Source organism: Flavobacterium filum DSM 17961 (assembly GCF_000425465.1).
Lineage (GTDB): Bacteria > Bacteroidota > Bacteroidia > Flavobacteriales > Flavobacteriaceae > Flavobacterium > Flavobacterium filum.
In genome coordinates, this window is sequence record NZ_AUDM01000009.1 from 24,449 (window position 1) to 37,068 (window position 12,620).

Annotated in this window: 14 protein-coding genes; 8 read left to right on the top strand and 6 right to left on the bottom strand. The window is 34.0% G+C overall.

Going from position 1 to position 12,620, the window contains the following annotated elements; translation table 11 throughout:
• The first annotated feature begins 23 nt into the window (after positions 1 to 23).
• From msrA to H601_RS0106345, 3 genes are read left to right on the top strand one after another with little or no spacing between them, the layout of a single operon-like run.
• The gene (gene msrA / locus H601_RS0106335; protein ID WP_211223539.1) at positions 24 to 566 is read left to right on the top strand and encodes a peptide-methionine (S)-S-oxide reductase MsrA; all 543 of its coding nucleotides are present in this window, start codon (positions 24 to 26) and stop codon (positions 564 to 566) included.
• A gap of 12 nt (positions 567 to 578) precedes the next feature.
• Positions 579 to 1,250 carry a GTP cyclohydrolase I FolE gene (gene folE / locus H601_RS0106340; protein WP_026710722.1) on the top strand — a complete coding sequence of 224 codons (672 nt, stop codon included), beginning with the start codon at positions 579 to 581 and terminating at the stop codon, positions 1,248 to 1,250.
• Between the two features lie 46 nt (positions 1,251 to 1,296).
• Complete coding sequence (locus tag H601_RS0106345; RefSeq protein WP_026710723.1) at positions 1,297 to 1,587, top strand: hypothetical protein; 291 nt, start codon at positions 1,297 to 1,299, stop codon at positions 1,585 to 1,587.
• Between the two features lie 24 nt (positions 1,588 to 1,611).
• Here the strand turns inward: H601_RS0106345 and H601_RS0106350 are convergent, their stop codons facing one another.
• The 6 genes from H601_RS0106350 to H601_RS0106375 all read right to left on the bottom strand — a co-directional run bounded on the left by H601_RS0106350 (position 1,612) and on the right by H601_RS0106375 (position 6,431).
• The gene (locus H601_RS0106350) at positions 1,612 to 1,926 is read right to left on the bottom strand and encodes a DUF6787 family protein (RefSeq protein ID WP_026710724.1); all 315 of its coding nucleotides are present in this window, start codon (positions 1,924 to 1,926) and stop codon (positions 1,612 to 1,614) included.
• Position 1,927: 1 nt separating this feature from the next.
• On the bottom strand, positions 1,928 to 2,356 hold the full coding sequence (locus H601_RS0106355) for a DUF6146 family protein (RefSeq protein ID WP_026710725.1): 429 nt from the start codon (positions 2,354 to 2,356) through the stop codon (positions 1,928 to 1,930).
• Positions 2,357 to 2,441: 85 nt separating this feature from the next.
• Positions 2,442 to 2,999, bottom strand: a complete 558-nt coding sequence (locus H601_RS0106360) for a hypothetical protein (RefSeq protein WP_026710726.1) — start codon at positions 2,997 to 2,999, stop codon at positions 2,442 to 2,444.
• A gap of 57 nt (positions 3,000 to 3,056) precedes the next feature.
• Positions 3,057 to 4,016, bottom strand: a complete 960-nt coding sequence (locus H601_RS0106365) for a D-2-hydroxyacid dehydrogenase (protein ID WP_026710727.1) — start codon at positions 4,014 to 4,016, stop codon at positions 3,057 to 3,059.
• A gap of 138 nt (positions 4,017 to 4,154) precedes the next feature.
• A complete protein-coding gene (gene serC / locus H601_RS0106370) occupies positions 4,155 to 5,225 on the bottom strand; it encodes a 3-phosphoserine/phosphohydroxythreonine transaminase (RefSeq protein ID WP_026710728.1) in 1,071 nt (356 codons plus the stop codon).
• 147 nt (positions 5,226 to 5,372) lie between these two features.
• On the bottom strand, positions 5,373 to 6,431 hold the full coding sequence (locus H601_RS0106375; protein WP_026710729.1) for an acyl-CoA reductase: 1,059 nt from the start codon (positions 6,429 to 6,431) through the stop codon (positions 5,373 to 5,375).
• 148 nt (positions 6,432 to 6,579) lie between these two features.
• Here H601_RS0106375 and H601_RS0106380 point away from each other — a divergent pair, with 148 nt between their 5' ends.
• From H601_RS0106380 to H601_RS0106400, 5 genes are all read left to right on the top strand, one after another.
• Positions 6,580 to 6,930 carry a 4Fe-4S dicluster domain-containing protein gene (locus H601_RS0106380; protein WP_026710730.1) on the top strand — a complete coding sequence of 117 codons (351 nt, stop codon included), beginning with the start codon at positions 6,580 to 6,582 and terminating at the stop codon, positions 6,928 to 6,930.
• A gap of 103 nt (positions 6,931 to 7,033) precedes the next feature.
• Positions 7,034 to 8,128 carry a redox-regulated ATPase YchF gene (gene ychF / locus H601_RS0106385; protein ID WP_026710731.1) on the top strand — a complete coding sequence of 365 codons (1,095 nt, stop codon included), beginning with the start codon at positions 7,034 to 7,036 and terminating at the stop codon, positions 8,126 to 8,128.
• Between the two features lie 596 nt (positions 8,129 to 8,724).
• Complete coding sequence (locus H601_RS16110; RefSeq protein WP_026710732.1) at positions 8,725 to 10,032, top strand: T9SS type A sorting domain-containing protein; 1,308 nt, start codon at positions 8,725 to 8,727, stop codon at positions 10,030 to 10,032.
• A 338-nt stretch (positions 10,033 to 10,370) separates the two neighbouring features.
• Positions 10,371 to 11,534 (top strand): TIGR02117 family protein, encoded by a 1,164-nt coding sequence (locus tag H601_RS16800; protein WP_245571620.1) that lies wholly within the window; start codon positions 10,371 to 10,373, stop codon positions 11,532 to 11,534.
• A 107-nt stretch (positions 11,535 to 11,641) separates the two neighbouring features.
• Entirely contained in the window at positions 11,642 to 12,601 is a 960-nt protein-coding gene (locus H601_RS0106400) for a tetratricopeptide repeat protein (RefSeq protein WP_026710733.1), read from the top strand.
• Positions 12,602 to 12,620: the final 19 nt, after the last annotated feature.

Consider the following 12,620-nt stretch of genomic DNA (forward strand, 5'->3'; position numbering starts at 1 on the left):
CTAATCAACAGAAACAAACAACAATGGATCAAAACATAGAAATGGCCACTTTGGCCGGTGGTTGCTTTTGGTGTACAGAAGCTATTTTTTTAGATTTAAAAGGCGTTAAAACAGTTGTGTCAGGTTATATTGGAGGAAAAACTCCTAATCCAACGTATAAAGAAATATGCACCGGCACCACTGGTCATGCCGAAGCGATTCAAATTACGTATGACCCTAAAGAGATTAGTTATGGGGAATTATTAGAGATTTATTTTGCCACACATGACCCAACTACATTAAATCGCCAAGGAAATGATGTAGGAACTCAATACCGCAGTGAGATATTTTACCATTCAAAGAAGCAGAAAGAAATTGCCAACGATTACATCGATTTATTAGTTCAAGAAAAAATATTCAATTCGCCGATTGTGACCAAATTATCTCCTGCTGTAACGTTTTATCCGGCAGAAGATTATCATCAAAATTATTATAATCAAAACAAAACACAATCATATTGCCATTATGTGATTACACCTAAAATTGAAAAATTGAAAAAGTACTATAAAGCTAAATTAAAAAACTAACTCAACATTGCTATGGAAAACGTATTAGAAAAAGAAATATTTGATTTAATTGGGGATGGTCATCAAATGACTTCTGCTGAAACGCCTTTACGTCCGGATGCTTTTGATAAATCGGATGCGGAAAAAATGGCTACTATAGAGAAACATTTCCACATCATCATGGAAGAAATGGGACTAGATATGACAGATGATAGTTTGAGAGGTACGCCTCACCGTGTGGCTAAAATGTTCATACAAGAAATATTTAGTGGATTGAATCCTGCAAACAAACCTAAAATATCTGTTTTTGAAAACAGTTATCACTATGATAAAATGTTGGTTGAAGCGAATATTAGTTTCAACTCTACTTGTGAGCACCATTTTTTACCCATTATTGGAAAAGCCCATATTGGATATGTATCCAACGGAAAAGTAATAGGATTATCAAAATTAAACCGAATTGTGGATTATTATGCAAGAAGACCACAAGTGCAAGAACGCATGATTATGCAGATTTTCAATGAACTGAAAACAGTATTGGATACAGAAGATGTGATAGTGGTGGTAGAAGCTGAACATTTGTGCGTGTCCAGCCGCGGTATTAAAGACAGTTCGAGTTATACTTCAACCATTCAATATGGCGGAATATTTAAAGACAAAGAAAACCGTAATGACTTTTTCAATTTATTAAAGAAAGAAAATTAAAATGGCATTACTTTTGTTGTAAATGATTAAAATTTAATTCATTATCATGACAAAAGAAGTAACCGTTCAACCGGTAAAAGATACAAAATCTAGGGATTTAGTTCTAAGTTTACTTTTTGACGCTATTGGAATGATGTCTTATTTAGTTCCTTTTTTAGGAGCTATTACCGATGTGATTTGGGCTCCAATTGCCGGACTAATTATGTTGAGAATGTATAAAGGTACTGTTGGAGCAGCAGCGGGTTTTATAGTATTTGTTGAAGAAATTTTACCCGGTTTGGATTTTATTCCCACCTTTACACTTACGTGGATTTACACATACATCATCAAAAAATAATTTTAAGCCGTTCGAAAGAGCGGCTTATTTTTTTTCAAACCAATCGGCAATAAAGCCCAATTTCATACTGCGAAGCATTTTCTTTTCAAACCACCAAAAGAAGGTAAACTGTCCGAAAAGAAAACCGGTTAATACCAATAAAACTTGATATATCGGGAAAATAGCAATCAACCGAACGGGTAAATAAAAATAACTAAGATTGTCTTTTGTCAATCCGATATATTTGGTAAATGGTTTAGACAAATAAGCCGATAGTGATCCAGTAATAGCAAAAACAATAAATATAATAGTGAGTTGGTAGTTAGAAGTAATTCCCCAACGTTCTTTCAGTTTCTTCATATCATAAACGGGGTTCAAAACCGCCTAAGCGTTGTTTATATTTCAATTGAAAATAGAGTAGGTAATTATAAAGCATATAATTTACTTCATATCCGTAATTGATATTGTTTTGATAGTTGATCTGCATTTCATAAAGCAACGGGTCATACCTTCTGGGGTCCAAAACACGTTGGTTATAATTGGTTACCCAAATCTGATTACGGTTTTCTAAAAAAGCCAAATCATAATAGTTACGGGGCCTTGCTGTACTTTCTAACCATGCATTAAAACCGGGTTCAAAAATGATGACTTCATATTCCAACTCCTCATTGGCAATGCGAATCGTATCATTGTTAGTAATGTTTTTTTCAGTAGGCGTAACAGTACTTTTGGGAGTTGAACAACCCAAAACAACAAGTATTCCTATGCAAATCCACACTACTGTTTTCATTCCATAAAAGTACAAAAAATGCTTTAAATGGAATATTATATTTAACATTCCATTTAAAGCATGAATGGTGATATAAAAAAAGCGTTTATTTACCGAAAAGCTTTCCGAATAAACCGCCTAATCCTCCTTTTTTGGTTACTGCCGACATAGCATCTTGCATATCCACTTTACCATCGTTATTTTGGTCTAAACCAAATTGACCACCGTATTTGGAAATGGCATCCATCAAACCTGAATTATTGCCACCACCCGAAATAGCACTTACCAAATCAGAAATTTCAAATCCTTTTTCATTCGGGTCTTTGGCTTTTCCGATTAAGGAACCTAAAATTTGTGGAATCATATTCGAAGCTACTCCATTGGCTGCTTGACCGTCTATACCGAATTTTTCACCTAAATTACCCGAAACTTGATTGACCAATTGTTGCACTACAGGATTGGACGCTGAACCGGCATTATTGCCTTGAAAAAGCCCGGCTAACTGTTCGAATTGTCCTCCACTCGCCATCTTTTGTAAGCCGGAAAAAAGTGAATTTTCGGTTTCTTTCAATACAGCGTCATTCATTTCATTCGGAATGGCTGCATTTTTTACTACAGCATTATCGCCATATTGTTGAACTAATTGTGTTAATTGATCTAGCATAGTTTATTTTTTAGGTTGAATAACGAAATTAGGAAAAAAATACTAAAACAAGCAGCATTATTTTTCCGTTTTCATCAAACTGATGATTTGTTCCGCTAATTCAGTCCCAATTCGGTCTTGGGCTTCTAAAGTTGCCGCACCAATATGGGGAGTCAGCGAAATCTTCGGATGCATCAACAATTGAATTTCCGGAGTAGGTTCTTTTTCAAAAACGTCTAAGCCGGAAAACAATACTTTTCCGCTATCCAATGCTTCTACTAAAGCCACCTCGTCAATTACACCACCACGAGCAGCATTGATGATACCCACATTATCTTTCATCATGTTTAATTCTTCTTTTCCAATTACATAACCGTCTTGTGCCGGTACGTGTAAGGTGATAAAATCGGAATGCTTCAATAAATCTTCCATTGGTTCGGTAATGATGTCCACATTGATGAATTGACCATTATAGAAATCCACACGAATGACTGCTTCGCCAACATATTTATCGGAAGCAATTACTTTCATTCCTAAACCTAAAGCCATTTTAGCTACAGCTTGACCAATTCGACCGAAACCAATAATTCCAAGGGTTTTTCCACGTAATTCAATTCCATTGGCATACGCTTTTTTTAATCCTTCAAAATTAGATTCGCCCTCCAATGGCATGTTTCTGTTGGCATCGTGTAAAAATCGAACACCTGAAAACAAATGAGCAAAAACCAATTCTGCTACTGATTCTGAGGAAGAAGCCGGCGTATTGATGACATGAATACCTTTTTCTCGGGCATACGTTACATCAATATTATCCATTCCCACGCCGCCACGACCTATAATTTTTAAACCGGGACAAGCATCGATAATATCTTTTCTCACTTTGGTAGCACTTCTTACCAAAATAACACTCACTTGGTTGGCGTTGATATAATTGGCCACTTGTTCTTGAGCTACTTTGGTTGTAATTACTTCAAATCCGCCTTTTTCTAAGGCTTTTATTCCACTGGCAGAAATGCCGTCGTTTGCTAATACTTTCATTTTTTTTTTGATAAGGTTCTAAGGTACTAAGGCTCTGGGGTACTAAGACTCTGAGTTACTTTGTTCTTAGAATATGTATGTTATTTAAATTTTCTATATTCTATTTTCTATATTCTATTCTCTATTTTCTCCCAACTTCTAACTCCTAACCTCCAACTCCTTCATCACATCCACCAACACCTGCACACTTTCTAAAGGAAGAGCATTGTACATCGAAGCTCTATAACCCCCAACTGAACGATGACCCGGTAATCCGGAAATGCCGGCTTCTTTCCACATCGAATCAAATAAAGGTGCATGAGCCTCATCGTTTAATAAAAACGTGGCATTCATGTTACTTCTAAATTCCGGTACTGCTGTGCCTTTGAATAAAGGATTGCGATCAATTTCGGTGTATAATAAGTTGGCTTTTGCTTCATTTATTTTTTCAATGGCAGCAATTCCTCCTAAATTTTTTAACCATTGTAAAGTGAGTAGGGAAGTATATATAGCAAAAACGGCTGGAGTATTATACATACTTTCTTTGTCAATGTGCTGTTTATAATCCAACATAGCAGGAATTGTTCTTCCTGATTTTCCTAAGATTTCTTCTTTAACTACCACTAATGTTGTTCCGGCTGGTCCCATGTTTTTCTGAGCTCCGGCATAAATCAAATCAAATTGTGAAAAATCTAAAGTTCTGGAAAAAATATCGGAACTCATGTCGCACACCATTGGAATGTCCAAGGTTGGAAATTCTTTCATTTGTGTACCGAAAATGGTATTATTTGAAGTACAATGAAAATAATCGGCATCTGTTGGAACATTATATCCTTTTGGAATATGGTTATAATTTTCCGGTTTTGAGGAAGCCACTACCACTGTTTCACCAAAAGCTTTCGCTTCTTTGATGGCTGAATTGGCCCACGTACCCGTATCGAGATAGGCGGCTTTTCCGTTTACTTTCATCAGGTTGTAGGGAACCATTAAAAATTCCAAACTAGCTCCGCCATGCAAAAACAAAGCCTGATAGCCTTTTCCTTGTAAACCTAAAAGTTCCAACGCTAATGCTCTGGCTTCTTCCATTACCGCAACAAAATCTTTACTGCGGTGTGATATTTCTAAAATGGATAAACCGGATTGGTTAAAATTTAAAACGGCTTGAGCCGATTTTTCAAATACTTCTTGGGGCAAAATGCACGGACCGGCACTGTAATTGTGTTTTTTCATGTATTGTTTTGTTCAGAAACACTTTCGTGTTGTGGAGTTGTTTTGTTATGGGTACAAATTTCAACATTTCTGATTAAAAAACATGTAAAATAAGTATAGGTAAAAATAAGCCGTTTATTAACGAAAACGATTTAGTTAAAAAGTTGATTATAAATGTACTAAAAACGCAATCGTATCCACACCATCTGCATAATCCCAAAGCTGTGGCTTCTGTGTTTGTCCAAACGGAATACTGTTGGCCGTTATTCCATTCGAAACAATGCATTGCAATTGTTCATGATCTTCTTTTAATCGATTTTTCAAATTTTCAATATCGTCATAATATTCATAAAATAACGATGAAATAGGTGAGGAGTAACTTTGGTCTTCTTTTAAGGTTAAGAATCCATTGTCTAATAATTTAAAATTACTCATTAAAAAAACGGCCTTGTTGTAATCGTAATTGTTGGCATATTTTTCATAGTGAATGACGTCTTGGTAGTCAAAAATAGCATTGAAAAAAGTATCAAAATGGTATCCTTTTGGCACAAAAATTTTAGACACATTTCGGCAACCTAATCCGAAATAACGAAATATATCTTCTCCCAAACGGGTCAACTCTTCTTTTGATTCTGTTCCGGTTAACACGGCAACTGAGTTTCTGTTTTTACGGATAATGGAGGGTTTATCTTTGAAATAATATTCAAAATAACGGGCCGTGTTGTTACTTCCTGTCGCAATAACGGCATCAAAACCCTCTAATTTACCTTCTGTAAACGTAATAAAGTCATGTAATCCTTCTTCAACACTTGTTAAATAATTGGAGAGAAATTTTATCAAATGTTGGTCGTTAGATGATGTTTTCACTAACACTTTATGCCCTGAAATCAAAACACACAAAAAATCGTGAAAACCCACCAACGGGATGTTTCCGGCTAAAATCAATCCAATTGTTTTGGGTTGCACATTTGAAAAATCATAATTGGATAACCATTTGGATAGGTTTTCTTCCGTTAAGGCTTCCGCCCATGATTGCACGGCAAAATAAACTTGCTCTTTGGTAAACCAACCATTGTGTGATTGTGACAAAGCCAACAAATCTTCAAATGAGCTAAAAAAACGGTCATTCAAAAGTACATTGTTTTGTGGTTGAGTATTATCCAACGAAAATTGTGCTAAAAATTTCCCCAATTCCACAAAAGCAGTAATTTTTGATTTTTGTAACATTTGATACTTGTTTATAACTTGATTAGATTGTAATTTTGCACAAAAATAAGAAATAGAATTGTGGCAATAGCCAATAGTTGAAAGTTTAACTGGATTTTTGATTACTCTTTTAAACTTTTAAACGCATAAACTTTTAAACAAAAGAAAAATGGCAATCATTATAACTGACGAATGTATCAACTGTGGGGCATGTGAACCTGAATGTCCAAATACAGCAATTTATGAAGGAGCTGATGACTGGCGATATAAAGACGGTACCAAATTAAAAGGAAAAGTAATTTTACCCGACGGAACGGAAGTAGATGCTGAAGCACCTCAAACGCCAATTTCCGATGACATTTATTACATCGTACCCGGAAAATGTACCGAATGTAAAGGTTTTCACGAAGAGCCACAATGTGCAGCCGTTTGTCCGGTTGACTGTTGTGTGCCGGATGACAACCATGTGGAAAGCGAAGAAACGCTCTTAAACCGACAATCGTTTTTGCATAACGAATAAAAAGTGGCTCCTCTTTTTGAGGAGTTTTTTTGCAAAATAGAAAACCCTATATTTGCACCCGTTTTAAACCTTTTACCAATTACCAATAACCCATTACCTTAAAATGAAAGCAGGAATTGTAGGATTACCCAATGTTGGAAAATCAACCCTTTTTAATTGTTTGTCTAATGCCAAAGCCCAGAGTGCGAACTTTCCGTTTTGTACGATTGAGCCGAATATTGGTGTAGTAAATGTACCCGACCCGCGTATTGCCCGTCTGGAAGAATTGGTAAAACCGGAACGCGTGCAAATGGCTACTGTTGATATTGTGGACATTGCCGGATTGGTAAAAGGAGCCAGCAAAGGTGAAGGATTAGGGAATCAGTTTTTGGGAAACATCAGAGAGTGTAATGCCATTATTCACGTATTGCGTTGTTTTGATAACGACAATATTGTGCATGTAGATGGTAGCGTAAATCCGATTCGGGATAAAGAAACGATTGATATTGAATTGCAATTAAAAGATTTGGAAACGGTTGAAAAACGCCTTGAAAAAGTGAACCGTGCTGCCAAAACCGGAAACAAAGAAGCACAAGTGGAGCAAGCTTTGTTGAACCGTATCAAAGAGGCTTTATTACAAGCCAAATCCGCTCGTACGGTAGTGCCAATGAACCAAGACGAAGAAGAATTGATGCAGGATTTTCAGTTGATTACTGCCAAACCGGTATTGTATGTGTGCAATGTAGATGAAGCTTCTGCCGTGAATGGAAACAAATATGTGGATCAAGTTCGTGAATTGGTAAAAGACGAGCAAGCTGAAGTAATAGTTTTATCCGTTGGAGCTGAGGCTGATATTACGGAATTAGAAAGCTATGAAGAGCGTCAGATGTTCTTGCAAGATATGGGATTAACCGAGCCGGGTTCGGCGGTGTTGATTCGTGCAGCATATAAATTATTGAAGTTACAAACCTATTTCACTGCCGGCGTAAAAGAAGTACGGGCGTGGACCATCAACATTGGCGATACCGCACCAAAAGCTGCCGGTGTCATTCACACTGACTTTGAAAAAGGCTTTATTCGTGCGGAAGTAATTGCTTTTGACGATTACTCCAACTACGGTTCAGAAGCCAAAGTAAAAGAAGCCGGAAAGTTGAGAGTGGAAGGTAAAGAATATGTGGTGAAAGATGGCGATGTGATGCATTTTAGGTTTAATGTGTAGGGAGAATGGAGAATAGAAAATAGAAAATAGAGAATAGAGAATAGAAAATAGACTGTCCGATTTTGGGCAGTTTTTTTTTTTATTTTTTTTTTAGCTTTTTGAAATGTTAGGGGTACCACAACCTAGGAGAAGGTATGCTTTATGTATGGAGTTGCTACCTATGATTAACGATTGATGAATAACGAATGATGAAGTGGTGGAGAAGTTGAAGGATAAAAAATAGGTTTTGATAAGATAAGTTTCACATTATTTTTTTATATTTAGGTTTCCATAATGCAAATACCACGTATTTTTAGATAATTAATAGAAATATTCAATTGGGTGTGATATAGCTATTTAGACCTAATTTAACTTTTATTCTATTTATCTTACTGTAATCAAAATTTTTTTATTTGTAAGTAAAAACCATTATATTTACTTGATTATTAAGTTATAATCTGTTCGATTATATATATCTTAAAACTAAATTGGACTTTGGATAAGAATATTTATTTAATAATTCAAAGAAGAAGTAAATAAAACTATTTATAAGCATTTAAATTCAATTTTATTATGGTAAAGCCAAACAAAACAAAGAGTTCACACAATCAAACAGTATGAAAAATTACTACTTTTTCCTTTTGCTTTTTTTCTTTTACAAGAGTAATGCTCAATATACGGTTATTCCTGACGAAGACTTTGAACAAGAACTCATCAACCAAGGTATTGATAGTGATGGTATCATCAATCATTTGGTATTAAACAGTGATATTAATACAGTGGTTAGTTTAAACATTAATGGCAGTAATTTACACAATATTATAGGAATTGAAGGTTTCACGCAGTTACAAAGTATCAACATCAGAAACTGTATTAATTTAACGAGTTTAGATTTTAGTAATAATTTGAATTTAATTAATTTATCTTGTAATGACAATAGCCTAACAAGCATTAACATCACTAACAATATCGCCTTGCAAGGGTTAATTTGTGTAAGAAACCAACTCACAACGCTTGATGTTTCGAATAATATCAATCTCACAACTTTATCATGTGAACACAATCTATTAACAAGTCTTGATGTTTCTCAAAATGTTAATTTAACACTACTCTTTTGCTTCAATAATCAATTAACATCACTGGATATTTTTGCAAATCCTGCACTATTATTACTTTCATGTGGTCAAAATCCATTAACTCATTTAACCATAACCAATGTACCACAATTTATTAGATTGCATTGTACAAATACTTATCTTACTACATTAGACCTTTCTAATGTACCTTCAATAAAACATTTATATTGCCAAAATAATGAATTAACAACTTTAGATTTTTCTAATAACTCAGCACTTCAAATATTGTTTTGTATGAATAATGATAATCTAACTACATTAAACCTTAATAATAATCCACTTTTAGAAAGATTGCACTGTTATGATAATAACCTTTCGTCAGTATTACTTCAAAATGGTTCAAATACTCTACTTAATGGCCAATATGTTACAAATCCCGGTAGTGAAACACTTATTTATGACGACCGTTTTAAGGCTACCAATAACCCTAATTTGAGTTGTATTTTTGTTGATGATGTTGCCAATTGTAATGCTAATTGGCTAGAGAAAGATGCAACAACGCATTATGTGAGTACACAACAAGAATGTGAAGCCATTTTACAAAATGAAGAGTTTACCTCTTCTTCGTTTACCCTATATCCAAATCCAGTAAATAATCTTTTATTTGTTGAAAACAATACAAACACCACCATTCAAAAAATTGTTGTGTATGATGTGACGGGCAAAACAATTATGGAACAAAGTGGTAACATTGACCAAATTGATTTTTCAAACGTTACAAGCGGTTTGTATTTTGTAAAAATTTCAAGTGAAAAAGAAATTATGGCAAAGAAAATTATGAAGAAGTAAATTCATAAAAAATACTTAATCACTCATAATAACTGCTAATAATAGCAACGATTTATAACTTCTAAAAAGTTAAAAACAACCTAATTAAAATAGTATAAGTGAGGATTATTTTAATCAATAAGTTTTTTAATGCTTATACAACCACTTATATTAAAACTGTTTATTGGTTTTTAAAAGTTTTAATTGTAAAATAAAGCGAATACGTTAACCTAATTGTTTTTTGATTAACGATTGATGATTAACGATTAGCGAATGTTGAATTATGATTAACGTATGAAGAAGTTTAAAGTATATACAATAACCAATTCACCCCACCGTTATTCCTAAAAATCGACTTTATGAAAAAAGTTTCCATCGTGTGGAAAGGAATAAAAAAAGCAGTTGTATTTATTTTATTGTTTTTCGTAGGATATGCAGCCATAACTGTGGTTTGTTCCGTTATTCCGGTGAATAAAACACAAGCAACAGATGAGCAGACACATTCCATTTACCTCAAATCCAATGGCGTTCATACTGATTTGGTTTTGCCTGTTCGTACAGCCATCAAAGACTGGTCAGAAAAAATAAAATTTGAACACTTACCTTCCAAAGACTCTACTCATCAATTCATTGCTTTTGGTTGGGGCGATAAAGGTTTCTACCTCGACACACCCGAATGGGCTGATCTGAAATTCAGTACCGCATTTAAAGCTGCTTTTCATTTGGGCACTTCCGCTATGCATACCACGTTTTATAAACAAATGAAGGAGCATGAAAATTGTATTAAAGTCAACTTATCAGCCACTCAATATCAACAATTGGTGCACTACATTGAAGACAGTTTTCAATATGATGCAACTGAACAACCCATTTTTATTCCTGCTACTACGTACGGACAAAACGATAGTTTTTATGAAGCTCATCGCACCTATAATCTTTTTTATACCTGCAACACTTGGGCCAATCAAGGTCTAAAAGCCGCCGGACTCAAAGCTGCGTTGTGGACACCGAGTGACAAAGGAATTTTTATCATTATCGGGAGTGATTATAACCCTCTAAGGGTTTCAAATTCTTCGAGGGTTAAAAGAGCAAAAATTTTGTTACTTTTATTGCTCCTAATAAAACCACCAATCATGTTTACTTTAGAACAAATCACAGCCGAACACGGAAAAGTAAAATCAGGAGCTGATTTTCCGGCATATATCAGAGCCATCAAATCTTTGGGCGTATCCCATTACGAAGCCTACGTGTCTGACGGACATATTGATTATCATGGCGAAAACAACTATACTGTAACTGTACCACCAAAATATGCACCTTTAGCGATTGCCATAACGCCCAACGATGCTCATTTTAAAGCAGAATTACAAGCACATCAACAAGGGAAAACAGATTATCTCACCTTCATACAGATGTGTGCAACTGCCGGAATAGAAAAATGGGAAATCTCTTTAAAAAAAATGGTGTGTACGTATTTTGATGTTAATGGTAGTGTAGTATTGGAGGAGAAAATACCAGAATAAATTAAAAAAGGATTTCAAATCTTTCCAACCCTCGAAGAGTTTGAAAAACTTTGAATGTTACTCAAGTCTCGAAAAAGTATAACTATTCAAAAATAACAGTTTATTTTATGAAATCATTCATTAAAATTACATTCTATTCTACTTTAGCAATTTTGATTTTTGGCTTGCTATTTCAAATATTAAATTGGCCTGGAGGAAAAGCATTTTTTGCTTTAGGACTTTTAGGAATATTCATTTATTTCATTTCTAAGTTATTCAAAGATTATATCAGAAAAAGAATAGATAGATACACTATTTTATTGCAAATCTCAATCGTGTTAATGTGTTTGATTCTTTTTTCAAAATATTTAGAACATGAATTTGGTGATTATCTGGGTTTATTTGTTTTGCCTTTCTTTATAATTTCTACTGTATTATATTTAAAAAATGGAAGTTTGAAAAACCAAAGACTTACTTCAACTTCAATTATCTTTTTTTTATTATGTATCCCGCTTTTTGGTTTTAACATTGGCATTGAACCACAGCAATATTTACCTAAAGAGTGGTACGACAGATATGGTATTGAAGAAAAAGTTACTGTAAAATTGCCATATAGTTTTAAATATAAATCAACTGAAAAAATGAGTAATGAAGCATGTAGTTTTGTAAAATCTAAAGATTATTATTCAGCAATTTTAACATTTGAAAAAGCTTTAAAAATAGAACCCGAAAATCCAATGTTATTACTAGAAATTTCGAGTTGTTATGCAAATGTAAATAAATTAGAAAAAGCAATTGACTATTTAAATGTAGCCATCAATATTGACAGTACATATGAAGGTCTTTATAATAATAGGGGATTGTTATATCATAAATTAAATGATGATGATAAGGCTATAAAAGATTTTGAATCAGCAATTAAAATTAATCCGAATCAATCATTTTTATATGCAAATTTAGCTATATCATTATACCAAAGTAATAAGTATTCTGAAGCTTGTTTAGCTATACAAAAAGCAAAACAGTTAGGGTTTAAAATTGATGAAAGTAAAACGATAAGAAATATAAATAAAGAAATTTGTAAATAATTAGAACCCTCGAAGAGTT

Excerpts from the sequence above, each read along its gene's own strand:
- msrA (WP_211223539.1), top strand. The coding sequence starts at position 24 with ATGGATCAAAACATAGAAATGGCCACTTTGGCCGGTGGTTGCTTTTGG.
- ychF (WP_026710731.1), top strand. The coding sequence starts at position 7,034 with ATGAAAGCAGGAATTGTAGGATTACCCAATGTTGGAAAATCAACCCTT.
- H601_RS0106400 (WP_026710733.1), top strand. The coding sequence starts at position 11,642 with ATGAAATCATTCATTAAAATTACATTCTATTCTACTTTAGCAATTTTG.
- H601_RS16800 (WP_245571620.1), top strand. The coding sequence starts at position 10,371 with ATGAAAAAAGTTTCCATCGTGTGGAAAGGAATAAAAAAAGCAGTTGTA.
- serC (WP_026710728.1), bottom strand. The coding sequence starts at position 5,225 with ATGAAAAAACACAATTACAGTGCCGGTCCGTGCATTTTGCCCCAAGAA.
- H601_RS0106350 (WP_026710724.1), bottom strand. The coding sequence starts at position 1,926 with ATGAAGAAACTGAAAGAACGTTGGGGAATTACTTCTAACTACCAACTC.
- H601_RS0106355 (WP_026710725.1), bottom strand. The coding sequence starts at position 2,356 with ATGAAAACAGTAGTGTGGATTTGCATAGGAATACTTGTTGTTTTGGGT.
- H601_RS0106365 (WP_026710727.1), bottom strand. The coding sequence starts at position 4,016 with ATGAAAGTATTAGCAAACGACGGCATTTCTGCCAGTGGAATAAAAGCC.
- H601_RS0106380 (WP_026710730.1), top strand. The coding sequence starts at position 6,580 with ATGGCAATCATTATAACTGACGAATGTATCAACTGTGGGGCATGTGAA.
- folE (WP_026710722.1), top strand. The coding sequence starts at position 579 with ATGGAAAACGTATTAGAAAAAGAAATATTTGATTTAATTGGGGATGGT.
- H601_RS0106375 (WP_026710729.1), bottom strand. The coding sequence starts at position 6,431 with ATGTTACAAAAATCAAAAATTACTGCTTTTGTGGAATTGGGGAAATTT.
- H601_RS16110 (WP_026710732.1), top strand. The coding sequence starts at position 8,725 with ATGAAAAATTACTACTTTTTCCTTTTGCTTTTTTTCTTTTACAAGAGT.
- H601_RS0106345 (WP_026710723.1), top strand. The coding sequence starts at position 1,297 with ATGACAAAAGAAGTAACCGTTCAACCGGTAAAAGATACAAAATCTAGG.
- H601_RS0106360 (WP_026710726.1), bottom strand. The coding sequence starts at position 2,999 with ATGCTAGATCAATTAACACAATTAGTTCAACAATATGGCGATAATGCT.